The following is a 22,871-nucleotide window of genomic DNA, read 5'->3' on the forward strand; positions in this document are numbered from 1 at the left end:
GCTCAAACCCGAGCAGTCTGAGTTCCGTTGCGGCTTCCAGCATCGGGGCAATAGCCAGTTCGGGGTTAGCACCACCAGCGCCTCCAGCTTCAGGATCAGAGGTTCCACTGAGTGATAAAGCCGAACCGCCTCCTACCGAACCGCCGCCAGTGGTTGATCCGAAATGGGTTGATCTTAAATCGCCGATGGTGGGTACGTTTTACCGTTCACCAGCTCCTGACGAATCCCCTTTTGTAGAAGTCGGCGATCGAGTTCGGCTTGGTCAAACGGTTTGTATCATTGAAGCGATGAAGCTGATGAATGAAATTGAGGCGGAAGTATCTGGACAAGTAATGGAAATTCTGATAGAGAATGGAGACCCAATAGAGTACGGTCAAGCCTTAATGAGGATTAACCCAGGGTAATGATTACTCTATTGTTATCAATTGAGCAAAAATAGGATAGAATCTGGGGATCACCTAATTTCGGGTTATACCGATGCAAACAGCAAACACTGTACCAAACGAGGTTGTCCAACAAGTGTCGGAATATTTCAGTATTTTAAGTGAGCCAATGCGCTTGCGAATTCTAAATTTGCTCCGCGAAGGCGAAAAATGTGTGCAAGAGTTGGTCGAAGCGACAGCAACCAGTCAAGCCAATGTCTCGAAACACCTCAAAGTGATGCTGCAAGCAGGTATACTCAGTCGTCGTTCAGAAGGAACATCGGCATACTATAAGGTAGAAGACCAGCTAATTTTCGAGCTGTGTAATTTAGTTTGCGATCGCCTTGCCACGCGCATTGAGCAGCAAGCCCGCCATTTTCGGGATTTTAGCCTAGCTAACAACAAAGACTGAGGCGAACTTGCTGCCAGAGGAAGTCTCCTAGAGTGGAAAATTTTCCTCAAAGTCTTGGCGAGTCATAGGTTGCTCGACCAAAATACCTTCACCCCCTAAAACCTCTAAAGGTTGTCCTTCCACATCAATCCAAACCTTAGCCGTTGGGTCTAGACTGGTTGCCGTATAAAGAACCTGTGCCAGACGACCCATCATTGAAGAACTGCCACCACCACCAGTAAATTCCGCAGACAAATCTACGTGAACACCGTCAGATTCTACAGAGATAGTCCGCAATTTCGTCTCTTCTGGAATGGTAGTCGCGACAGTCTGATCAATCGGTCCAACTAAAAGGCGATTAAACGCTTCCTGTAAAACTTCCCCCTCACTGTCAGCCTGCTTTAATGTTATGGAATTAGGAACTAGCTTCACTTGACCGTTGACGTCATCAATCCAGTAAACCTCAATTTTTTCTTCAGTTGAAGGTTGGACGGATTGAGGTGATTCTGATGTACTTGGCACAGGCGGTGTCGTGGCAGATTTGACAGAATTCCAAGCCCACCAAGCCCCTCCACCCCCTGCGGCTAAAAGGGCGACGGAAAGACCAGCAGCCATACCGAGAGGTATCCGACGAGCGTTTTGTCGATCTTGCATTATATTGAGCCTCCAAAATTCTACGTTCTGCGTTTGCTTGTATAGCTAGTCTATGGGATTCGTGAGCAGGAGAGAGAGTAGGGAGTAGGGAGTAGGGAGTAGGAAATAATAAATTTCGCAACTCATTTAGAGGGGCTACAGAGCGGTTAATTAAGTTGAGTTTTCTGGGAACTTTCGAGATTCATTAAAAAGGAAAAATTACCCCTATGGATACAATTGGGGTAGGAAAATGCACGGTTGATTCAACTTCACAGAAATGGCACTTGTGTTAAAGAGACTGTTCGTTTTGGTACTTCTGTAGTGCGGACACCAAGAACAAGGGCAAAGGATTGCGATCGCTCTTCCTATAAACTACCCTTGGCTACCTTAGACTACACTTGCACGGGATGTCTTTACGGAACATCTCCCTCCCTAGTCGGTGCAGATGCGCCCTCTAATGGCTCGAATCGGACAAATGCCGCTAGCTTCAACTCCTGACTATCTATCTCTAATTGTAAGAGTCTTGTCGTGATGCCTGCATCTTCCAAAGAGCGGAAACTGAAACGGTTGCTCAAACTTTTAGCAAAACCAGCCACTAACTGGGGGGGCAGGGCTTGACCATTAACGACAAGGGCGGGTTCAACTAGCTCAATGTTATTCCCATTCCGAATACCCAGTTCTGACTCTAGCACGATAGTCAGAGGTTGAGCATCGCCTTCAACCGCTTCCACCTGGAAACGAAGGCGGTTGTTTTCCAGAAAATCTACCTCTGGGTTGAGAAATTCATAGCGCTGTGCTGCCCCCCCAGGAACTTTACTCATAAGCTGCTGCAACCGTGCGATGACGGTGGGAGACTCTAGCGCTCGCTCGATATCCGCTTCCCTTAAGACTAGACGTACTCCTGCCTGAAAGGGTTGCTGGAGGTATGCCCTCGGTGATTCTTGCTCCCCCTGCCTGAGTTCCTCTACATCTAATTCAATGGGATCGCTTTCCAACTCCAAAACATCAATCCGAATATCCGGTGTTAGCCACAACCCCCGACCTGCAACCCGCACTCGTTCTACTTTTCCTTGCAAAATTTGGTAATTAGGTGTATTGTCAATGCGGACTTGCAGTTGTTCTGCTTTCTCCAATCGAGAGCGAATAGCATTTTCGGCAACGCTGTCAGTGACTAAGCCAACGGGAGAGACAATAGCTAGTAAGCCAGAGAGGAGAATAGTTAGTAATTCCATGAAGTCAGGAGTTAGCAGTTAAGAGTGAGTAAGTAATTCTACCTTTAAGTTACAGAGTTAAGATGGGCTTTTCGACCCATCCCACAAGATTTTTAACAAAAACAATAATCCAAAAATGCCAACTCGATGTGGAACGGCTTAGTCAATTACAATTCTGATTTGTGACGTCTAAACTTCTCTCCTTACTTTCAAGTATCGGTAGTTTAAGCAGAACCCCAGCAAAAAACCAGTAGTAGACTGCCACGGGATCAACGGATAGAGGATAGTAGTAGGTGTTGTAACCAACCAAAATCATAAAGACCCAAAGACAGAGTCCGAAGCGACGCAGATCAGAATTTTGAATCGAGCGGTAAGCTTTAAAGGTCAGTACTACTAGGGTGGAAATGAGTGCTAAGAAAGCAAGGACACCCAGAGGACCAATTTCATAAAGCAGTGTAGCGTAGTAGGTTTCTATCAGTTGAGTATCGCCCAAGATACGAGCTGCATTGGTTGCCCGTCCCAAGCCATTTCCTAACCATCCTTCTTTTTGAGCAATGACCCAATCAAATTGCTCCATAACAAACTTATAGGGGGGTGATGCTTGCCAGCGACCAACCAAACTCTCTAAGCGCTCGTGAACTTTATCGAGATAATTGACGCTGACAATGCCAAGGAGAGTAGCAATTCCAAATTTAACGGGAATCAATGGCTTGTTGTGGTCGGTGAGTAAAAGCAGGATGAGCAAGATTAGCGGGACTAGGGCGAGGGCGATGCGCTGACCAGAAATTACTGTTAAGGCGAAAACAAATGCAATAGCAATCCAACTGACCCACCGCCACTGACGGCTAGAGTCACAAATATGGGCGGCATAGGTTAAAAAGCTGCTAGAAATAAGAAACCAGCCCCACTGCCAAGGGGCAACAAAAGTACCGGGTAAGCGAATGAGTTCCCGTTGAGGGTTGTAAAGCAGAGAACCACCGACCAAACATCTAGCTTCTAGGCTGGCTTGGTGTACGGCTGTTCCTGCAAGACCACTGCTGCCGGGACAAAGACCATTGAGGAGAAAGAGGTACTGCAAAAACGCTAAACTACAGCTAATTAGGATAAGAATAACATGTAGACGGTTGAGGAACAATAAGTCCCGCTGGTTGCGAATCAAGAAATAGGCACAAAGCATGAGGGGAATGTACCCCATTAAGGTTTTTAACCCGAGAATTCCCATCAGCAACGGCAGATCGGGGGGTTGCGCCTCTAGCTGTTGCGGCAGGTTAATGAATAGCAATGCCATTAGGCAAAGTGTTAGCAAACCCAATAGTGCTGGGATTAGGGGTTTGGTGGTTTGAAAGAATGACTCAAAGCAGGGCTTGGATTGAATGAGAGCAATGAGTGCCGGAAGGTAAAAGGCATCTTTGATCAGATGGAATAGGGGATGACCGTCACCAATAGCGTAGGTAACGCTACCCCCGAAGGGCAGGTAGACCAGGAATGCCCACAAGCCGGTGCGAGGGTATTGGTAAGAAATGGCGCTAGCGAGTACCATTGCAGCAATAGCAATACCGCTCTGAAGATTGCCGAGCCAACCTAAAAAGACAGCCGCACCGACTGAAACACCCAATGCCCATTTGGTGAGTCGAGTCAGTTTTTGCCTTTTCATTCAATCTTGGTTGTGGCGGTCACGTCAATGCCGACTCAATCCACTGTTTTAGTGTAGACGATACTTGCTCGATGGCAAGTTCCTGAGACTGGTGAGTTCGCCCTTTTTTAGGGTTAAGCATCACTCTTCCTAATTTTGTTATTCAGCGCAATGATTAGTTAATTTCTTTTTCCGTTGCTTCAATAGTGTTTTTGGCTTCTTTTAAACCCATTCCTGTTTGTTGCTGCAACTCTGTGATAGCTGCAACTTTTTGATTTGCACTAATCAAATATTTCAGCCGCTCCTGAAAAGGAGCTTCTTCGTACTCAATGCCAAGATGCTGGAGAATTAAATCGATTTTTTTTTCGAGTTGTCTAATGCGCCAATCAGTACCGCTATTGGTATTGTCAAAGAACATGATTGTTGAGGTTTCTTGCTCTATTGCTGTGTCGAGCATAGCAGGAGGACGGGCGAGACGCCCATCCCACTCTTACAAGTTTTATCCCTTAAGGGCTTCTTCAATCCACTGTTTTAGAGTTGGTACGACTTCATCGATAGGAATGTCCTGAGATTGTTTTGTGGCGCGTTGGACGACCTCTAATTTGCCGTCTTTGAGCGATCGCCCTGTTACAATTCGGTAGGGAATCCCGATTAAGTCGGCATCTTTGAACTTTACACCAGCGCGTTCGTTGCGATCATCGAGGAGGGTTTCGATACCTGCTGCATTGAGTTCGGTGTAGAGTTTTTCTGCTGCTTCCATTTGCGCGGCGTCTCCTACGTTGGGAACGCAGATGATCGCATGGTAAGGTGCGATCGCAACGGGCCAGATGATGCCATCTTTGTCATAGGATTGCTCTACTGCTGCTTGTGCCATCCGTGACACACCGACGCCGTAACATCCCATATATAGGGGAAGTTCTTCGCCTGACTCGCTGGTGTAGGTGGCACCCATTGCTTTAGAATATTTTGTCCCCAATTGGAAGATGTGTCCGGCTTCGATGCCGCGTGCGCTTTGGAGAGTTTGGCTGGGGTTGTGGATGGCGCGATCGCCTATTTTTGCCTTCCTGACATCTACCACTAATTTAGGTAACTGGAATTGTTGCCCCCAGTTCGCCCCAACGACGTGATAGCCTGACTCGTTGGCACCTGTGACGAAATTTTTCAGCTCAACGGCTGTGCGATCGACTAAGCGCAAAAACTGAGGTGCGCCCCCCCCCTGCCCCCCCTTGTCAAGGGGGGAGGTTCCGGAAATGGGACTTGCTTCAGTTCCCCCCGTTACTACGCTTCCTGTTCCCCCCCTTACTAAGGGGGGGTTAGGGGGGGTCGAATTGATGTAATCGTCGGCAATGTCAGGTGCAATATAGCCTAGAGGTAGCGGTTTCGATGCCCATTTTTGCTGAGCTGCCGCAGACGCTCGAAGACTCGCTAACGCTTCGCTATCGGGTACAGTTAGCGAGAGGAGGGTTTTGGCATTGTACTGCTCTGCCTGTCTCACCAGCTCATTATTTAGCTTCACCTCATTAACATCTTGGTCGCCTCGGATGCTCACTAGCACGAGTACCGTCATGCCATTGTCATAAATCGCTTGGTAGAGGACGTTTTTCACGATTTGGGTGGGTGAGCATTTCAGGAATTCACGCAGGGAGTCAATGGTTGGGGTGTTGGGGGTTTCGCGTTTTTCGTAGGTGGTAAAGGGTGAGGGTTCGGTATCGGGTGGCAAGGAAACTGCTTTTTCTACGTTGGCAGAGTACTGACCATCTTCGGTGTAGAGAACCTCATCTTCTCCCGCTTCTGCTAGTATCATGAACTCGGTGGAACCCGAACCGCCAATTGCCCCGGAGTCTGCTTCTACGGGTCGGAATTTCAGACCAGAGCGACGCATCATGTTGCTGTACGCTTGGTACATATCCTGATAGGTCTTTTTCAGGCTCTCTTCATCGGTATGGAAAGAGTAGCCGTCTTTCATGATGAACTCTCGACCGCGCATGAGTCCGAAGCGAGGGCGAATTTCATCCCGGAATTTGGTTTGAATTTGGTACAGGTGCAGGGGGAGTTGGCGGTAGGAGCGAATCATGTCACGGGCAACCGTGGTGATTACTTCTTCATGGGTGGGACCGAGTGCCACTTCTCGCTCTTGACGGTCTGTGAAGGCGAACATGATGCCTTCGGCTTTGGTGTAGGTATCCCAGCGTCCCGACTCTTTCCACAATTCTGAGGGTTGCAACTGGGGCAGCAGACACTCTTGAGCACCTGTGGCATTCATCTCCTCGCGCACGATTTGGGAGACTTTTTGCAGTACGCGCCACATTAAGGGGAGATAGGCGTAAATCCCGCTACCGATGCGACGTATGTAGCCTGCACGAACTAGTAGTTTATGACTGGGGATTTCCGCTTCTGCTGGGTCTTCCCGCAGGGTGACGAAAAGCATATTGGACAGTCGCATCGCTTGTTCCCTTTCTCTAACTGGATTCTTGCTATCTCAGTCTAGAACATTGGTTGTCAACGGTTCAGCAGGGAAGTTGGAGAGGGGGTGCGAGAATTAATTCTGCCACTGTGAGCACAGTTGAATCAGGGATTCACATCGTTCCTCTAACTGTTGCCTGTAAATTAATCCTTCTATCCACTCCTGTTCAATGCTTTGATATCCAAACCGCGCCCCTAGCAAAGCTCCTGCTACTGCTGCGTTGGTATCTGCATCTCCTCCCTCATGGACAATTGCCAGAAGCCCATCAGTAAAAGTCTTTGCATGACGCAATGCCCAGAAGGCAGCTCCCAGCGTTTTGAGGGTGTAACCCCACTTTGTTTGTTCCTCCGTGTTTAATCCCTCATCGAGATCTAATTCCTCTAATGAATCGTTCACTGTTTTTGCAAAATACACCTCCATTTCGGGATGGTATGACTGAACCTCCAGAGCTATAGTGTCAATTAATTTGTTTATGCTATTTACCCCTTCCAACAGCCGACAGATGGCTAAACAAACTGCTACGCATGAGCCAAGACAACGAGGATCGGCATGAGTTATTCGACAAGCTTGTTCAGCGTTAAAGCGAACTCGCTCAGGGTATGGATATTCCCAAATACCTAGCACTGATGTTCGCATTACACCGCCGTTAGCTGCTGATTGATGGTTTCTGGACTCCCATTGTTGCTCCGCAACTCGATGAGGATCATGGAGGAACTCTGGATCGTGAACAACTTTGTAAACTGTTCCACCGATTCCAAAACCGTCTGTGACAGCCCACTGATGGAGACGAGCAGCGATATCATGAATATCTAACTTTTGGTGTGCCAGTAAGCTATCAAGAATGCAAAGCATTTGGTCTGTATCATCAGTCCAATCTCCTGGTTGCCAACGCCAATCTTGAAGTTGTTCATACTGTCTAGTAATATAGGAATATTGTCTAATTTGGGAATAACTCCGCAATCCACTTGGATAATCGCGTATAACCTCAGAGCGAGAGAGAAATTCAGTTCCGAAGCCGAGGGCATCTCCCACCGCTTGACCAAACAAGACCCCACGAATTCTGTCAGCGAGAACCGACTCCATTTAAATCTCCTTGAAAGCTGCTCCTGCGTCTAACTATGTTATTAGACAGAAACTTCCAGTCCAATATATTATCCCTTGGTAGGGTACATAGAAGTTTGGGTGAGGTGAATATGTAGATGCAATCGCCTTTAGCACCAGTTCTCGCTGAGCGCCTCTCGTCGGCTAAGTCACCGCATCAGCAGACGCTCGAAGACTCGCTACCGCTTCGCTATCAAAAACCACCTCGAATTCAGCAGCAGGCATCCACTTCCCAAGAAAGCGCTTATGATTTTCCGCTTCCGTGCGGCTGTAGAAGCGACCAACCGTATAGTGTTGAGCATTCGGCAACAACCTAACCAGTGTCCAGGGATAATTCTTTTGATTCCAAAAGTCTTGCGTCGGATGTGGGGATGGTTCTGCTGTGCGATCGCAACCCCGATGCTCCAAAATAGAATGTATTTGGGCTAAAAGTTGCGCTCTGTCTGGAGTCTCATCATTCGGTAACAAGTTCCATTCACGCACTGGTGCAGGTAGCCAAGTCAAGGAGTAAGAAACTGAGCCTTTGCAAAGATACCAAGACAAGCGGCGTGGCTGTTTGCGGCAGTTGAACCCATCGGCACGTAAAGACGCAACAACCCTGTCGCCTTCAGCTTTGAGGCGAAGCCATTCGGAGTGTTTCATTGTATGATTTGGGTGATTGTTTTTTAGGAAAGGGCGATCTGCAACAATTGCAAAAATGCGATAGCGAAGCGCTGCTACAAAGCGCAGATCGCCCGTTATTTATGAAAAATGCACATCTTGCACTAGAGCCTTGAATTAAAATTCAGGCTCAAAGCTTAAACCCGTTAAAACGGGTTGAAATCTCCATGCAGTCAGCTTTAGCTGACTTTAGCTATGACGCCAAAATTTATTTCAGGGCGGGGTTGAATTTCCAGCTATATCGTCTCGCGCATCACCTCCTGTGGCGCTATAAATCCGACACAACTTGCTTCGTGTGAGAAACTACCCATAGAGAGACAGGGAAACAGGAAGTATGGGGACTTCCCGTAATGTTTCCCCGTCCTTTTCGTTGTCTTCTACCGGAACAAGTGTCTGGTTATAGAGAGAATGGTAAATGATAAAAACTCAAATAGCAACCCTGAATTGGCAACTCTCAAACAGTTACGCGAACGCCTGGGAATGACGCAGGAAGAATTAGCAACTGAGCTAGGAACAACAAGCAGAACAATTAGACGCCATGAAACAGGCGAAAGAGAAATCAGGTTTTCGCTCCCTCAGATCAAACGATTGATTGAGCTAATGCAAAGAGCAGGAATGTCCTCTGATGACTTACCCGACGACATCGATTGAGGCAGCATCAGTTCATCCCAGTTTCAAGATTTGGTGTCAACAGCTATAAAGTGAGGCTGAGGGAGGGGATACGATCGCTTGTTGGTGTGTGGAATGCGATCGCTGGATGATTGCTTTCCCAGCCTAGAGAATCAGTTGCAACGCTTATGCAGGGAAGTTGGGGAGGGTGTGCGATCGGGTTTCCATAAAAGCTTGATCGTCAAATACCTTTACTTTTATTAAGGGTTGACATACTGGTTCTCAATATGAGAACATAAAGAAGTACAAACTCATAGTAGCCTATGCGATTAATCAAAAGGCCGAATGTTATGGAAGATTCTAAAAAATTTCCACCAGATATACAGGAAGCAGTTAAAGCATGGTGTGATGTAGTTAAAAAAGCCAAGTGGCAACATCTAGATGATATACGTAAAACTTATGACAGATCCGTAGACCGAGTAGAAAATTTTCTAATTTTTAATATCAAAACATATCGCTTAATTGTAGGTTTTAATTTCCAAGCTCAAATATTTTATTACAAATATCTCATAACTCATGATGAATATGAAGCTGAAAAATGGAAAGATGATCCTTATTTTGAAAAGCAATCTAAGAAAACCCCGTAACTGAGATACTGGCGGGGAGCGGTAACCTCCCTGCCTACACAATGTCGAAACTTTCCTTGACTAATATACTTATTCAATCATGGCTATCATTCTGGACAACAAAACTTACGGTTCTCTCCTAGCAGCATACCAACCTAAAATCATTGCTTCTGAAGATGAGTACAATCGCACTCTTGAATCAATAGAGCAAATGATGGTACGTGGAGAAGAACTTACTCCAGAGGAAAATTCACTGCTGGAATTACTGTCTATCCTTGTTGAAATTTATGAAGATTCTCAGTTTCCTGTAGAACCCTCATCTCCACAGAATATTTTGTTGCATCTTATGAATGCGCGAGAGCTTAAGCAGTCAGATTTAGTTGGAGTTATAGGCTCAAAGGGGATTGTTTCAGAGATAGTTAATGGCAAAAGGTCAATTAGCAAAGCCCAAGCTAAAGCTCTGGGAGAGTTTTTTCACGTTTCTCCAGCGCTCTTCATCTAGGACGAGTAAAGCTTAGGTTTAAACTGTTGTGAGCAATTGAAATAGAGCAATTGGTGTAACTCTCGCAAAATTAAGTTACCAGCAGAGAACGCACCTGAACAGATGACAATACATAGCGGAGCGGGTCTGAAGAAAACTATGTTCGAGTATGTAATAGAGCTTGTTGTACCTTCATTTGAAGACGTAAATACTGAAGATGTCAAGGCTGAGGATGGAAACCCTGAAGATGTAAGTACCGAGAAGTTAATTTCTGGTAATTTTTCAACAGTGACACTTGCAACATATAATTTTAATCCAGGCTTAGAGGTGGGTGAATCGGTTTGGATAAGTGAGCATTGGGGTACATGGGAAGATGAACCATTCAATTTTGAGGCAGTTGTTACACGATATCGAAAAGAAATAATTCCCTGTCGAAAATCTGAATCCAAACCCGATGTTTTTAGAATAGTAATATTTCTAGAAGCCGTAGAAAAAGACAATTTAGCGAGAATGCGTGAAATAATAAGAAGACTTAACTCAAGTAATAAGTAAGGTGCATGGGCTGAAAAAGCCTATATGTCAACTGGTAGCCAATTCGATACAAACACCTCAGTTGCGCGTCGGTAGGCATCAAACTCCCTATTACGTGAAGAATATCTCTTCAGTGTAACTTTATATGCGATCGCCCACCGATACGCTAAAGATGAGGTGCGATCGCATCTCATCCGCTAAGTCACCCCATCAGCATCAAAAACAACCTCGAATTCAGCCGCAGGCATCCACTTGCCGAGAAAGCGCTTGTTATTTTCCGCTTCCGTGCGACTGTAGAAGCGACCAAATGTATAGTGTTGAGCATTCGGTAGCAGCCTCACCAGTGTCCAGGGATAATTCTTTTGATTCGGTGAAGCCTTGCGTCGGAGGTGGGGATGGTTCTGCTGTGCGACCACAACCCCGATGCTGCAAAATAGAGTGAATCTGAGCTAAAAGTTGCGCTCTCTGCGGTGTCTCATCATTCGGTAACAAGCTCCATTCACGCAGTGGCGCTGGTAGCTTTCGTCAAGGTGTAAGAAACAGAGCCTTTGCAAAGATACCAAGACAAGCGGCGCGGCTGTTTGCGGCAGTTGAAGCCATCAGCACGTAAAGACGCAACAACCCTGTCGCCCGACGCTCCAAGACTCGCTAACGCTTCGCTATCGGCTTGGAGGCGAAGCCATTCGGAGTGTTTCATTGTATGATTTGGGTGATTGTTTTTTAGGAAAGGGCAATCTGCGGCAATTGCGAAAATGCGATCACCTGTTATCTATGGAAAGCTTTCTCGAACTAGACGCACGAGGCGATTGAAATCGCGGCTACACAAACGAAACCCGCACTTCGACAAGCTCAGTGACCACCTGCGCGGGTTCAAACCCTTGCAAAACATTGAGTCCGCGTAGGCGGACATTGTTTGTATAGCCCCATGCTTCAGCATGAGGGCAGCTTGTTTAGTGTGAGAAACTACCCATAGAGAGACAGGGAAACAGGAAGTATAGGGACTTCCCGTAATGTTTCCCCGTCCTTGCGGTATCAGTTCATCCGAGCCTCAAGAGGAGGTTGCAGCAGCGATGAAGTGAGACTGAGGGAGAGGATGCGTGAAGCGAAGCTATCCGAAGGAATCGCGCTTGTTGGTGTGGGGAATGCGATCGCGCTGCTAACTTCGATGCTCCGCCATTTGCTGACGGATTGCTGTTTGAATCTTGTTATCGAAGTCTGGGTCATCAACTCTTGTAATAACTGGCTGCGATCGCTCTCGACGCCTTGCTAGATAAGCCTGAAAAGCAGCTTGATCGTCTCGATGTTTGAGAAAGTACCGCCTTAACTCTTTGTAAGACATAACCGTGTAGTCAACTTGACTCATTACAGCACCTCCCCATCTGGAGTAATTTCAAACTCGATTTCCTCGTTCTGCCCTGCCAAAATATATAAATTATGAGTTCGACCATCGATGCAAATAAGGTTTATAGGCTGAAACAGTATATATGTCAACTGGTAGCCAATTCGATACAAACACCTCAGTTGCGCGTCGGTAGGCATCAAACTCCCTGTTACGTGAAGAATATCGGCTGATTGATCTCTAAGTTCCTAACTCGATTGTGCTAAATTGAAAAATAACCATAGCTAGCTTGATATGTATGACAAATCGGCAGTGTGTTGCGACCACACCGCCATTAAGTCTTTTAATATCTGGTCGAGGGCTAGCTGCTATATCCAAAAAACAGCTAAATCCACCATGAGCAACTTTTTTTTAACGTTGCTTTCGGGGTTGCTTATAGGTGTCACCAGTCAGATAGCTGCCTGCTATCTTATCCGCTGGCTTGACAAGCACCTCTTAAAAGCTAACCGTAGGAAACAACGGTAAACAGTCAACTCAATCCAAGTCAGACTTCTGGCTTGGATTTTTTTATGTTGCTCGATAGTTTTAGCATAGCATATAGCATATAGCATTTAGCATTTAGTGTAAGGCAAGGGTGAGGTGAACAGTCGGTGCGCTCGCCTCTCATCCCCTAAGTCATCGCCTCAGAATCAAAAACAACCTCGAACTCAGCAGCAGGCATCCACTTACCAAGACAAGCGGCGTGGCTGTTTGCGGCAGTTGAAGCCATCGGCACGTAAAGACGCAACAACCCTGTCGCCTGACGCTCGAAGACTCGCTAACGCTTCGCTATCAGCTTGGAGGCGAAGCCATTCGGAATGTTTCATTGGTATGATTCTGGTAGTGATTTTTTAGGAAAGGGCGATCACTAATTCATCTAGATGGGAGTAATGGGGTTGATTGTCACTCCACCAAGCCGCTAAACAATCAACGATAAAATCACTGGTTTCAGCCGATTGACCCAAGTAAATCGAGAGTTGGTCTGTCTGGGTATTGAGAATCCCAAACGGAACTAAGACGTTCTGCCACTCTGTATCATGGTCATCTGCCTGCTTGGCTTCCAGGGTACGGGCTTTGCCTCCGCGTGAGAGGTTCCCAATCTTGACCTTGGCTTTAGTATCAATAGACACTCGTAATGAGTTAGGATTGTCGTCCCCTTGTCTGATAGTTGTCCACACAGACAATCCCTGTTTGCCGTTCATGCAACCCCAGTTGGACGCTGTGACGATACCAGCCTAAAACGGTTTCTGCTTTACGGGCTGAACCCTCGAAGTAGTCTTCGGTGACTTTTGCCATGAAGGCTCGTTTTCGGTTGTCCGTCAGTTTCGTGGCTGCATCTTTGATGGTAGATTTAATCGAGTCGCTTAGCATTATTCTGGAGATTCCCAGGGTAGAGATGGATAGCACAAGCAGGTTGCTCTTTTCTTCCTATATCTTCTAGGATGACTGGGAGCTTATTTCTCCGCAAGCCCCTAAGGTGCATACAGAGGCTATTCAAGAGGAAGTTAAATCTACTCAAGACTATTTGAATAAGTCCCAGGAATGTCAGGAATTGCAAGAACAGGAGTAAGAAGCTCCTATCGGGAATGCTGAAACCATTCAACGATGCCATCAGCGATCGCTTCTGCCAGTTTTTGTTGTTCCTGGGGATTTGTAATCCACTCAAATTCCACCGGATTAATCAGGAACCCCAGTTCTAACAGTACTGATGGAGCAGTGGCAGGACGAGTTAGCGCCAAATTATTCCAAAACACTCCAGAGGAAGGACGCCCTAGCTTGTCTACCAAATAATTATGCAGAAATACCGATAGACTATGAGCTTGGGGGTGATACCAAAACATACTGACACCTTTGGTATTTATGGCGTCACCGCCATCGGGTAGGGCATTGTAATGAATGGAAAGTGCGATCGCAGGCTTGAGTTCATCAATCATTTTCACGCGATCGCTCAAGGATACCGCCTGATCCTCCTCCCGCGTGATGTACACCGTCGCCCCCCTTGCCTGAAGCTGTTCTCGCAACAGCTTCGACACAACCAAATTAACATCTTTCTCCGGATAGCCCGTCGGTCCCCTCGCCCCCAACTCAGCACCACCATGTCCGGGATCGAGAAGTATTTTAATGCCTGCTAGCGGTTGGCTGCCTCTTGCCCCATTCCCCACCTTCGGCGGATGACGCAACGTTAAAATCAAACTCGTTCCTTCATACCTGAGTTCATACCCCCACTGCTGTTCAGTTTTCAAATTAAAGGTATACTGCACCTGAGTTGGCGTTACCTGCTGCCAATCGAGACGCTTAATTAACGGGTCGTCATCAAGGTAAATGGTATCGGTTTGGGCAGTCGTGTTGTAGAGTGTTAGGGTAAATGTGCGATCGCCCTGCTGCACGCTAACAGGTACTGGCACTTGCAAAGGGAATACCACTTCCGTCGCCCCCTCCACTTGACGGGCGCGGATACTACGAATTAAGGATAACGGGGGTACGACACTAGGAAGGAGACGCACTTCCGCCGCTTTAATCCAAGCACCGTAATCAAGACGCACCCATTCACCTTCTCGTCCGGTAATCGTTGCCCTAGTCCCTTTGGGTAAGGGCGTCAGGCGAGAATAGTCAGTGCTCGGTCCTGTTCTCGCTACACCTGCATCAACAATTACCTCGGCAACCTCAAGGTTAGCAGGATTGAGAATCGATACTGTTCCAGGTGCTGCTTGAGTGATAGTTTTCCCGTTTAAGGTGAGTTGGTAGTCGGGTTGCCCCAAGTTTGTTGGCACCTCTGCCGTAGCACACCCTTTATACTGACCATTAGCCGATTGAGAGGTGGGTTGATTGCGTGCCGTAAGTGCTGCCGAATTGGGGGGTAATTGAATTTCCTGGGATTGGGGTAGCAGGGGAATTGTGCGATCGCTCAGCTTAACAGAAACGGTCGCATTGGGGGGAGCGATCGCGCTAAAACACAGGAGTTCCCCCGGCAATTTAGCAATATTAACACTTGGCGTTAAGGACTCTTTCCCAAATGTCAACCCTGTTGGTATTTCTGGCGCAGTATCCAAGCGGGTGACATTAATTTCAATGTCCTGGTTTTGATAGCGTAAGGTAAAGCGATTTTCGCCCAGTTGCAACGAGAAACTTGGCGCAAAATGTCCAGCAGGACTGCGTTCAATAACTTTGCCATTGATTAGCACCTCTCCGGCTGGGGGTGCAGTGCCAATTAAGAAAATTTGGTCAGCCGTTGTTTGGTGATTGGCTGGCGGATAGGCAAGATAAAGGGGTTGTTCCGCCCAAGCTGGAGATATAACAACAGAAAGCAACACAGCCAATCCCAGGATACTTCTCATTCTCTAATTCGGTACTAATAATTTAATGGGGTTTAGCAGGGTGTGGGGTTTAACCGATAACTCATCCGTTAAATCCGTTATAAAATCCGCTGCCACCTCAATCCGATAAAATTTTAATGGAAATTGTCTGTGCAGAATCGCTTGCGGAATAATATTTAGCGCTCGTGCCAGAGACGTTAAATTAGCAACATCCGGAATGATTGGCATTCAAGGTGATAAATACACTAATAACTTACGGCTCTGAACGCGACTCTGATGGAGAATAATAAGATTCCTGTTACCCGGTTCGATTTTGTCGTGCCGAATGTGGGTTTCCTCAGAACAAGGAAACATTTCCCAGATTGCCCAGTGCTGCATCCTCTAGCCGTTGGAACCGTTTTTGAAATCAACCCAAATTACATCAACGATTGAATAGTGAGCTTCAAGCATGACGAGTGGCAAGCCCTACGAGATTTCTATCAGCCTCAAAATTTTCGGAATTGCCACGAGTATGCTGGGCTTGCTGATAGTGATGGTTTGCTTTTCCTCTAATCGACTGCGGCGGGTTAATTTAGAAATTACGGCGTTAGCTGAGTCTATTATTCCGATTAGCGATCGCGTAGCGCAAGTTGGTATCCATGCCTTAGAGCAAGAACTCTACTTTGAACGTATTCTTAAACTTTATGAAATAGAACCCCTCAACCGCGCCCAAATCGCTCGGGAGAAGGCGCAATTTGAACAACAAGGCAATCGCGTTGATCAGAAGTTGGCGGCAGCGGTGCAACTGACTCAAAAAGCAATCGCCCATGCCAAAATTACGGCTAACGAGCAAGAGTTGGCTCAAATCATGCCCATGTTGGCACAAATTAAAAAAAAGCACCAGGAGTTTCATGATTATGGCACTACTGTATTTAAGCAACTTGAAGCAGATAAATCTGCTGCAGCGCCTCAGTTGGAGGCAGGATTAAAAGTCAAAGAAAGACAATTCAATCAAGAGATAGCCGCCATTGTTATCAAGTTAGAAGATTTTACCACCACCGCCGCTCATAAAGGTCAAAACCATCAACAGCAAGTCCAGCAACTGAGTCTTCTTGTTTCCATTTTCACGACTGGGTTTGGTCTGTGAACTGATTGCTAAGACATCGAACAATCCAAAAGTTAAACCCTCATTAGGTTTACACATTGGCATTGCGACGGGTTTCCTCGTCGTGGGAAATATGGGTTCAGAATCAGCAAAATCTTATACGGTGATGGGGGATACGGTCAACACAGCATCACGTCTCAAAGGCGTTAGCAAGCAATACGGTGTCCAGATTATCTTGACAGAAGAGACTCGTAACATGGCAGTTAAAGGACTCGAATTCCGAGAAATAGATTGGGTTCAAGTGGTTGGGAAACAAGAACCGCTGCGAATTTACGAACTCCTAGGACGCAAGAAAAAACTGAATTCAGAAATGATTACCCTTCGAAATTTTTTTGAGCAAGGGTTAAATGCCTATCGACAACAAAATTGGAACTTGGCACAGAAATGTTTTGAGCATTGTCTACAAATTTATCCCAGCGATCGCCCTACACAACTCTATCTTGAACGATTGCAAACTCTACGAGAAAACCCATCACCCCAGAATTGGGATGGAGTATGGCGTTTAACAAAGAAGTAATTTACAACTGACATTTTAGCAGAAATAATGGCGCGTTTCTTCTCAGTTTCCATCGGTAACGAAGATATTAAGGAGTTTTCTCGTTTAGCACCATTGCTAGAACAGTTAGAAAATGATCATCAAAAATTTTATGACCGCAGCCTGGTTATTTTTAATTTTTTAAAATACGGCAAGCGGGAGGAACCTGAACTGCTGAATGATCAACTCGAAGACTACGAAACAGACCTAAATCGACATTCCCAACGTCTCTTATCTGAGCTGAAAACAGTTACTGAAAATTCTGCTCACAGGGCAGAAAAAAAACAACAGGAAACGATCCGAATCAGTTGGTTATTGACAGGGATTGCCAGTGGAGTGGGGATATTGTTTTCTTCTATCATCACTCTTGGTTTAACCCGTCCGATGAAACGGTTAGTTAAAGGGACTCAAGCCGTTGAACAGGGGGATTTAGAGGTGCAAGTTGCCATTACCTCTGCCGATGAAATTGGTATTTTATCAGAGTCTTTCAATTTAATGCTGGATAAGGTACGGCAAAAAGAACGGATTAAAGCTACTTTTGGTCAGTATGTTGACCCCCGAATTGTCGAGGGACTGATTCATCAAAAAACCAATACTAACACCACAAATAAACAGGTGATGACTGTTTATTTTCGGATATTGCTGGGTTTAGTACGATTAGTGAGATGCTAACACCAGGGGGATTGGTAAAACTTATTAACCAGTATCTAACCTTAGTCTCTGAACCCATTGTCCAAAATAACGGCGTTATTAATCAATTTATTGGAGATGCTGTTAGTGCATTTTGGGGTCATCCCTTTGTGAACGAAAATGACCACGCCAAATTAGCCTGCTATGCGGCTTTAGAGCAATCGAATCAACTCAATAAACTCCGCCGGAGGATGCCAGAAATTATGGGTTTCCGCAAGGGATTACCGGACATCAAAGTGCGAATTGGTTTAGCTACTGGGGAACTGGTTGCAGGTAATATTGGTTCTGAGCAATCTGAGTCTTATACCGTCATGGGTAAAGCTGTTCAAATCGCAGAACAACTTGAAGGGATCAACAAAATCTACGGGACTACAATTCTGTTGATGGAAGAGACTAAAACCCTGGCGGCTGAAACGATTGAAACTCGTGAAATTGACCGACTCTATTTGGAGGATAGAAATGAGCCTGTGGGGGTGTACGAACTGTTGAGTTACGCGGGAGAACTCGACCCAAAATTAGAAGAATGGCGCGATCGCTTTGAAGTAGGATTGAAGGAATACCGTCAGCAAAACTGGGAGCAAGCCCAATCTGATTTTAAGGCTTGTTTACACTTAAACGCGGATGACAGAGCCACTCAACTGTATCTCAAGCGGATAGAATATCTACAGGAGAATTCTCCTGCTCAAGATTGGCATGGAGTATGGGAGAATGTTTGATTGTCAAGCCTTTTTCTTAACGGGACTTAAACGAAAACAGGAACCTATTGGTGGCTTATAAAGCCAAAACTGGCTTTCTTTGGCATTGATGTCTGTTTAAGTCCCGTTAGTCGGCAGTCCATCAATACTCGTGAGGTTTTTGACCTGCCAGTATTCGTAAATTCCCTGTTCTCCCTTTTTGTCTGCCCATTCACGTAGGGTTTTTCGTTCTTCTTTAAATTCATAAATGGGTACGCCGTAGCCGCAAGACGTTTGAACCGATTCAATCGCTAAAACAACAATTTGACGTTCTCCGGGCAGGGGAGTGAATAGGGGGTAGACTGTTTCCCAGTCTCTATTTTTAGGGCGAATAATTTGACCTTGACCGTAAAGGCGTAGAATCAAAGGCTTTTCTGAGAAGCTACAAAACATAAGGGTCATTCGACCGTTTTCGAGTACGTGGGCAGCAGTTTCGTTACCACTGCCAGTCAAATCGAGATAGGCGACTGTTTTATTATCAATGCAGCGAAACGTATCCATGCCTTTCGGCGATAGGTTAATTCGACCGTGCTGAGGTGCTGTTGCTGTAAAGAAAATGTTTTGTGCTTGGATGAAGTTTTGTAATGAGGGATTGAGGTCAGAATAAAACTTAGCCATTGATTAATCTTTAAAAAAAGTAAATTGTCGTGAAAGTAAGTCACAATTTGTTACTCTAAATGATAGGGATTCGTTTCTATCACCGTGTATTAAGGTAGAGAAACAGATCTCTAACTGGAAAACCCCTATTTCAACTCGGGAGTGCAGTTTTAGTTTTTGGCAGGGAGAGTAGGTAAAGCGTTACTGGGAAGTCCAGACGCGATACTCTAACGTCATCATAGCTATTGGATGGGATATTCACCTAGAGAGCAGAATACGACTACAGCGTTACAGAAGGAAAAGGACTAGTGTCAGGCAGGGGAGCGAGTGAGGGGGGGTAAACTCACTCTGATAGCTAGCAAAGCTGGAGATTACGACTTAGACTCGTTGATGGATGGAATGGAGTATCTGACCATTAATGAAGAACTATAGAAGACTGTGGCACAATTAACGGGGTGCATCTGAAAAAGTCTGGGTACTGAACAAATTCTATGGCTAAGTTTGTCTTTGTAACGGGTGGGGTTGTATCGAGTATCGGCAAGGGAATTGTTGCCGCCAGTTTGGGACGCTTGTTGAAATCGCGGGATTATTCGGTTTCGATTCTCAAGTTAGATCCCTATATTAATGTCGATCCAGGAACGATGAGTCCCTTTCAACACGGGGAAGTGTTTGTGACGGCAGATGGTGCGGAGACAGATTTGGACTTGGGGCATTACGAACGCTTCACCGATACCTTGATGTCTCGGCTGAATAGCGTCACCACTGGTTCGATTTATCAGGCAGTCATCAATAAGGAACGTCGCGGCGACTATATGGGGGGTACGGTACAAGTCATCCCTCATATTACGAATGAAATTAAAGAGCGTATTCATCGAGTTGCCAAGAATACGAATCCAGATGTGGTGATTACGGAAATTGGTGGGACGGTAGGTGATATTGAATCCCTGCCGTTTTTGGAGGCAATCCGTCAGTTCCGCAAGGATGTTGGGCGTAATAACGTGCTGTATATGCACGTCACCCTGATGCCTTGGATTCTTGCGGCTGGCGAAATGAAAACCAAACCCACTCAGCATTCGGTGAAGGAGTTGCGCTCGATTGGCATTCAACCGGATATTTTAGTGTGTCGATGCGATCGCCCCTTGCAACCGGGCATCAAAGAAAAACTATCAGAATTCTGTGATGTACCCGTAGAGTCGGTGATTACGTCGCGGGATGCTAGCAGTATCTACGAAGTACCCCTGATTCTAGAGCGAGAAGGACTGGCAGAACAAACGCTGGAGATCTTGCAGCTATCGCCACGGGAACCGGATTTAAGCCAATGGCAAACCTTGGTTGAGCGGATGCATCGCCCGACTCGGCAGATTGAAATTGCGATCGTGGGCAAGTATATTCGGTTGAGTGACGCCTATCTTTCCGTGGTAGAAGCTTTACGTCACGGAGCTATTGCAATGGGTAGCGAACTGAACCTACGTTGGGTAAGTTCTGAAGATATTGAACTCGACGGTGCCGAACGTTTCCTATCAGGCGTGGACGGCATCGTGGTTCCCGGTGGTTTCGGCATCCGGGGGGTCGATGGCAAGATTTCGGCAGTAGAATATGCTCGGAGTCAGCAGATTCCGTTCTTAGGATTGTGTTTAGGAATGCAGTGTTCCGTTATTGAATGGGCGCAAAATATTGCCAAGCTAGAAGATGCTCACAGCGCTGAGTTTGTCGCCAATACGTTAAATCCCGTGATTAACCTGTTGCCAGAACAGCAGGATGTGGTAGATTTGGGCGGCACCATGCGGTTGGGAATGTACCCTTGCCGGGTGCTACCCAATACAGTGGCGTCGGCACTGTACCAGAAAGAGGTCGTTTACGAACGCCATCGGCATCGGTATGAATTTAACAATGCCTACCGCAACCTCTTTTTAGACACGGGTTATATTATCAGCGGCACGTCTCCTGATGGTCGCTTAGTGGAAATGATCGAACTCCCCAATCATCCCTTCTTTGTTGCTACTCAGTTTCATCCAGAGTTTAGCTCCCGACCGAGTGCTCCCCACCCCTTGTTTCAAGGATTTGTGGCAGCAGCAGTCCATCAAGCGCAAGCTGAAGATCGAAGCGTCTGCACCAGCACTCCCTCAATTCAAGCATCTCCAATGGAGGTATTGTGACCCATGCCAGCCGTTACTATCAAACGGTTTAAAGGTTGAGTGATGAGTTTTGAGTTAAATGGTTTGAGTCAAAACTCATCACTCAACTCATCACTTTCTATGTGAGGAGGTCTTGTGGCGTATTGGATAAAAATTACTTACGAGCGCAGTGATTATGTCATCGATCTTGACCGGATCAGCGCCTTTGCCTGCGCCCCAAGCGGCAAGATAACTTTCTGGTTGCCCAACAGTGCTCACCAAATTATTATCAACCAGCAAAGCGACTCAGAAGGTTATCACCAAATTCTAGATTACATCAAAGAGGTTTTGGCTCAGTCCCTGTCGGGTTCGTGGATTCGAGTCAATTACGAGCGCAACGAATACATTATTGATCTCAACCGTATCAGTAGTTTTTGTTACGCCTCCAGAAGTAAGCTAACCTTTTGGTTGCCTGATAGTTCTATTCCCATTATTATTAGTGAACAAAATGATCCCGATACTTATCAGCGGATCTTGGACTACGTTAAACGCAAAACGGGGTATGTTTTACCTTAAAATTAAGTCAAAAATTGAAACTTTTGATCATTCATTGAGACTGGCTAGGGTTCATCATTTGCAAAGCCAATTTTGCCGCTCCTACCATCCCAGCTTGATTGCCCAACTTAGCCTGAAGTAACTGCAAACCCACACGGGAAGTTGACAGCACTCGGCGCTCAATTTGTGCTAAGGCAGCCGGGAAGAAAAATTCGGCACTGGCACTAACGCCGCCGCCAATAACAATGGCTTCTGGGGTGAGGACATAAATCAAGCTTGCCAGTCCTACTCCCAAATCCCGTCCGTAGCGTTCCCAAAATTCTAGAGCCAACGAGTCGCCCGCTTTTGCCATCACCCCTAACTCCGCAGGCTCTTTTCCCGTGCGGTGACGAATGGCACCAATTGAAAGATATTGTTCTAGGGAACCCTGATTGCCGCTATTACACGGCAAACCATCCGGCTTCAACGTAATTAATCCCAATTCACCAGCAGCCCCCTGATGACCGGTGAAAAGTTTGCCATCCAAAATAATCGCACCCCCAACACCCGTGCCTAACGTCAGCAAAATCAGATTGTTAAACAGACGACCGGCACCTAACCACGCTTCTCCCAAACCTGCACAGTTGGCATCGTTAGCAAGAACGGTAGGGCAACCTGTCTTAGCTTCCAACCAATCTGCTAAGGGAACATCTCGCCAATCGTTCAAGTTAATGGCAACTCTAGCGATCCGTCCGGCAGCATCAGCCGGTCCGGGAGTGCCAATACCGATCGCAACTGCACCCTTATCGGCATTGAGTTGGGCAATTGCATCCACCATCACCTCCACAACCGCTGTAGGAGTTGACGGTTGTGGAGTTGCCACCGCCAGGGATTTTACACAGGTGCCATCCTTGCGAAACCGCCCCAGTTTAATCGCCGTTCCACCTAAATCGATGCCAATTACTTCAGTCATTGGTTATTTGTCATTCGTCAATATAAAACCCAGAAAAGCCAGACATCACAATCAAAGGCAAAATTTGCAACCACCTCTCCCTCAGCGCCCCCGCAC

The 22,871-nt window shown here is 46.4% G+C and carries 31 protein-coding genes; 13 read left to right on the forward strand and 18 right to left on the reverse strand.

Translation table 11 applies throughout. The annotated features are described in order from the left end of the window. Together accB and IQ257_RS22510 are read left to right on the forward strand one after the other, a co-directional pair. On the forward strand, positions 1-404 hold a 404-nt coding region (accB, locus tag IQ257_RS22505; RefSeq protein WP_193933233.1), incomplete at its 5' end, for an acetyl-CoA carboxylase biotin carboxyl carrier protein. A gap of 73 nt (positions 405-477) precedes the next feature. Then, a complete protein-coding gene (locus IQ257_RS22510; protein WP_193882079.1) occupies positions 478-834 on the forward strand; it encodes an ArsR/SmtB family transcription factor in 357 nt (118 codons plus the stop codon). A gap of 27 nt (positions 835-861) precedes the next feature. Here the strand turns inward: IQ257_RS22510 and IQ257_RS22515 are convergent, their stop codons facing one another. The 7 genes from IQ257_RS22515 to IQ257_RS22545 form a co-directional block, all read right to left on the reverse strand. Next, the gene (locus IQ257_RS22515) at positions 862-1,467 is read right to left on the reverse strand and encodes a GerMN domain-containing protein (RefSeq protein ID WP_193882082.1); all 606 of its coding nucleotides are present in this window, start codon (positions 1,465-1,467) and stop codon (positions 862-864) included. A 392-nt stretch (positions 1,468-1,859) separates the two neighbouring features. Continuing rightward, positions 1,860-2,678, reverse strand: a complete 819-nt coding sequence (locus tag IQ257_RS22520; protein ID WP_193882085.1) for a DUF2993 domain-containing protein — start codon at positions 2,676-2,678, stop codon at positions 1,860-1,862. 142 nt (positions 2,679-2,820) lie between these two features. Then, on the reverse strand, positions 2,821-4,311 hold the full coding sequence (locus IQ257_RS22525; protein ID WP_193882088.1) for a hypothetical protein: 1,491 nt from the start codon (positions 4,309-4,311) through the stop codon (positions 2,821-2,823). A gap of 154 nt (positions 4,312-4,465) precedes the next feature. Further along, a complete protein-coding gene (locus IQ257_RS22530; protein WP_193882091.1) occupies positions 4,466-4,747 on the reverse strand; it encodes a ribosomal protein L7/L12 in 282 nt (93 codons plus the stop codon). A 42-nt stretch (positions 4,748-4,789) separates the two neighbouring features. Then, a complete protein-coding gene (gene proS / locus IQ257_RS22535) occupies positions 4,790-6,733 on the reverse strand; it encodes a proline--tRNA ligase (protein WP_193933235.1) in 1,944 nt (647 codons plus the stop codon). Between the two features lie 96 nt (positions 6,734-6,829). Then, complete coding sequence (locus tag IQ257_RS22540; protein ID WP_193878573.1) at positions 6,830-7,837, reverse strand: ADP-ribosylglycohydrolase family protein; 1,008 nt, start codon at positions 7,835-7,837, stop codon at positions 6,830-6,832. Between the two features lie 162 nt (positions 7,838-7,999). Then, positions 8,000-8,497: a hypothetical protein gene (locus IQ257_RS22545; protein ID WP_193878571.1), complete on the reverse strand. Its 498-nt coding sequence runs from the start codon at positions 8,495-8,497 to the stop codon at positions 8,000-8,002. A gap of 426 nt (positions 8,498-8,923) precedes the next feature. Here IQ257_RS22545 and IQ257_RS22550 point away from each other — a divergent pair, with 426 nt between their 5' ends. The 4 genes from IQ257_RS22550 to IQ257_RS22565 all read left to right on the forward strand — a co-directional run bounded on the left by IQ257_RS22550 (position 8,924) and on the right by IQ257_RS22565 (position 10,783). Next, the gene (locus tag IQ257_RS22550) at positions 8,924-9,166 is read left to right on the forward strand and encodes a helix-turn-helix domain-containing protein (protein ID WP_193878569.1); all 243 of its coding nucleotides are present in this window, start codon (positions 8,924-8,926) and stop codon (positions 9,164-9,166) included. Positions 9,167-9,474: 308 nt separating this feature from the next. Further along, the gene (locus IQ257_RS22555) at positions 9,475-9,771 is read left to right on the forward strand and encodes a type II toxin-antitoxin system HigB family toxin (RefSeq protein WP_228060931.1); all 297 of its coding nucleotides are present in this window, start codon (positions 9,475-9,477) and stop codon (positions 9,769-9,771) included. A gap of 79 nt (positions 9,772-9,850) precedes the next feature. Beyond that, positions 9,851-10,252, forward strand: a complete 402-nt coding sequence (locus IQ257_RS22560; protein ID WP_193878565.1) for a helix-turn-helix domain-containing protein — start codon at positions 9,851-9,853, stop codon at positions 10,250-10,252. A gap of 102 nt (positions 10,253-10,354) precedes the next feature. After that, positions 10,355-10,783: a hypothetical protein gene (locus IQ257_RS22565; protein ID WP_193878563.1), complete on the forward strand. Its 429-nt coding sequence runs from the start codon at positions 10,355-10,357 to the stop codon at positions 10,781-10,783. 176 nt (positions 10,784-10,959) lie between these two features. Here the strand turns inward: IQ257_RS22565 and IQ257_RS30290 are convergent, their stop codons facing one another. From IQ257_RS30290 to IQ257_RS22605, 9 genes are all read right to left on the reverse strand, one after another. Continuing rightward, positions 10,960-11,178, reverse strand: coding sequence for a hypothetical protein (locus tag IQ257_RS30290; protein WP_228060934.1), 219 nt, complete (start codon positions 11,176-11,178; stop codon positions 10,960-10,962). 83 nt (positions 11,179-11,261) lie between these two features. Beyond that, positions 11,262-11,459, reverse strand: coding sequence for a hypothetical protein (locus IQ257_RS30295; protein WP_228060932.1), 198 nt, complete (start codon positions 11,457-11,459; stop codon positions 11,262-11,264). A 459-nt stretch (positions 11,460-11,918) separates the two neighbouring features. Then, complete coding sequence (locus tag IQ257_RS22575) at positions 11,919-12,125, reverse strand: DUF6887 family protein (RefSeq protein ID WP_193878561.1); 207 nt, start codon at positions 12,123-12,125, stop codon at positions 11,919-11,921. Then, on the reverse strand, positions 12,125-12,301 hold the full coding sequence (locus tag IQ257_RS22580; protein ID WP_193878559.1) for a DUF6888 family protein: 177 nt from the start codon (positions 12,299-12,301) through the stop codon (positions 12,125-12,127). The genes IQ257_RS22575 and IQ257_RS22580 overlap by 1 nt, the downstream gene beginning before the upstream one ends. A gap of 525 nt (positions 12,302-12,826) precedes the next feature. Next, entirely contained in the window at positions 12,827-12,967 is a 141-nt protein-coding gene (locus IQ257_RS22585; RefSeq protein WP_193878577.1) for a hypothetical protein, read from the reverse strand. A 24-nt stretch (positions 12,968-12,991) separates the two neighbouring features. Further along, a complete protein-coding gene (locus IQ257_RS22590) occupies positions 12,992-13,270 on the reverse strand; it encodes an ISAzo13-like element transposase-related protein (RefSeq protein ID WP_322744441.1) in 279 nt (92 codons plus the stop codon). Positions 13,271-13,280: 10 nt separating this feature from the next. After that, on the reverse strand, positions 13,281-13,511 hold the full coding sequence (locus IQ257_RS22595; RefSeq protein ID WP_193878557.1) for a hypothetical protein: 231 nt from the start codon (positions 13,509-13,511) through the stop codon (positions 13,281-13,283). A gap of 206 nt (positions 13,512-13,717) precedes the next feature. Then, positions 13,718-15,475, reverse strand: a complete 1,758-nt coding sequence (locus IQ257_RS22600; RefSeq protein WP_193878555.1) for an N-acetylmuramoyl-L-alanine amidase — start codon at positions 15,473-15,475, stop codon at positions 13,718-13,720. A 3-nt stretch (positions 15,476-15,478) separates the two neighbouring features. Continuing rightward, positions 15,479-15,682, reverse strand: a complete 204-nt coding sequence (locus IQ257_RS22605) for a hypothetical protein (RefSeq protein WP_193878553.1) — start codon at positions 15,680-15,682, stop codon at positions 15,479-15,481. 48 nt (positions 15,683-15,730) lie between these two features. Between IQ257_RS22605 and IQ257_RS22610 the strand changes: the two genes are divergently transcribed. From IQ257_RS22610 to IQ257_RS22630, 5 genes are read left to right on the forward strand one after another with little or no spacing between them, the layout of a single operon-like run. Then, positions 15,731-15,886: a hypothetical protein gene (locus IQ257_RS22610; RefSeq protein ID WP_193878551.1), complete on the forward strand. Its 156-nt coding sequence runs from the start codon at positions 15,731-15,733 to the stop codon at positions 15,884-15,886. A gap of 16 nt (positions 15,887-15,902) precedes the next feature. Next, positions 15,903-16,580 carry a hypothetical protein gene (locus tag IQ257_RS22615; RefSeq protein WP_193878549.1) on the forward strand — a complete coding sequence of 226 codons (678 nt, stop codon included), beginning with the start codon at positions 15,903-15,905 and terminating at the stop codon, positions 16,578-16,580. Further along, on the forward strand, positions 16,546-17,115 hold the full coding sequence (locus IQ257_RS22620; RefSeq protein WP_193878547.1) for an adenylate/guanylate cyclase domain-containing protein: 570 nt from the start codon (positions 16,546-16,548) through the stop codon (positions 17,113-17,115). The genes IQ257_RS22615 and IQ257_RS22620 overlap by 35 nt, the downstream gene beginning before the upstream one ends. Before the next feature lie 27 nt (positions 17,116-17,142). Further along, the gene (locus IQ257_RS22625) at positions 17,143-17,805 is read left to right on the forward strand and encodes a HAMP domain-containing protein (RefSeq protein ID WP_193878545.1); all 663 of its coding nucleotides are present in this window, start codon (positions 17,143-17,145) and stop codon (positions 17,803-17,805) included. After that, positions 17,799-18,539 carry an adenylate/guanylate cyclase domain-containing protein gene (locus tag IQ257_RS22630; protein WP_193878544.1) on the forward strand — a complete coding sequence of 247 codons (741 nt, stop codon included), beginning with the start codon at positions 17,799-17,801 and terminating at the stop codon, positions 18,537-18,539. Before IQ257_RS22625 ends, IQ257_RS22630 begins: the two co-directional genes overlap by 7 nt. 96 nt (positions 18,540-18,635) lie before the next feature. Here IQ257_RS22630 and IQ257_RS22635 read toward each other — a convergent pair whose 3' ends face one another. Next, positions 18,636-19,175, reverse strand: coding sequence for a pyridoxamine 5'-phosphate oxidase family protein (locus IQ257_RS22635; protein WP_193878542.1), 540 nt, complete (start codon positions 19,173-19,175; stop codon positions 18,636-18,638). 470 nt (positions 19,176-19,645) lie between these two features. Between IQ257_RS22635 and IQ257_RS22640 the strand changes: the two genes are divergently transcribed. Both IQ257_RS22640 and IQ257_RS22645 read left to right on the forward strand, forming a co-directional pair. Next, positions 19,646-21,310 carry a CTP synthase gene (locus IQ257_RS22640; RefSeq protein WP_193878540.1) on the forward strand — a complete coding sequence of 555 codons (1,665 nt, stop codon included), beginning with the start codon at positions 19,646-19,648 and terminating at the stop codon, positions 21,308-21,310. A gap of 114 nt (positions 21,311-21,424) precedes the next feature. Next, entirely contained in the window at positions 21,425-21,844 is a 420-nt protein-coding gene (locus IQ257_RS22645; protein WP_193878538.1) for a hypothetical protein, read from the forward strand. 31 nt (positions 21,845-21,875) lie between these two features. On the opposite strand, the gene IQ257_RS22650 is transcribed toward IQ257_RS22645, so the two are convergent. Then, a complete protein-coding gene (locus tag IQ257_RS22650) occupies positions 21,876-22,775 on the reverse strand; it encodes an ROK family protein (RefSeq protein ID WP_193878535.1) in 900 nt (299 codons plus the stop codon). Positions 22,776-22,871: the final 96 nt, after the last annotated feature.

Origin of the sequence: Coleofasciculus sp. LEGE 07092, from assembly GCF_015207375.1 — a bacterium.
GTDB lineage: Bacteria > Cyanobacteriota > Cyanobacteriia > Cyanobacteriales > Coleofasciculaceae > LEGE-07092.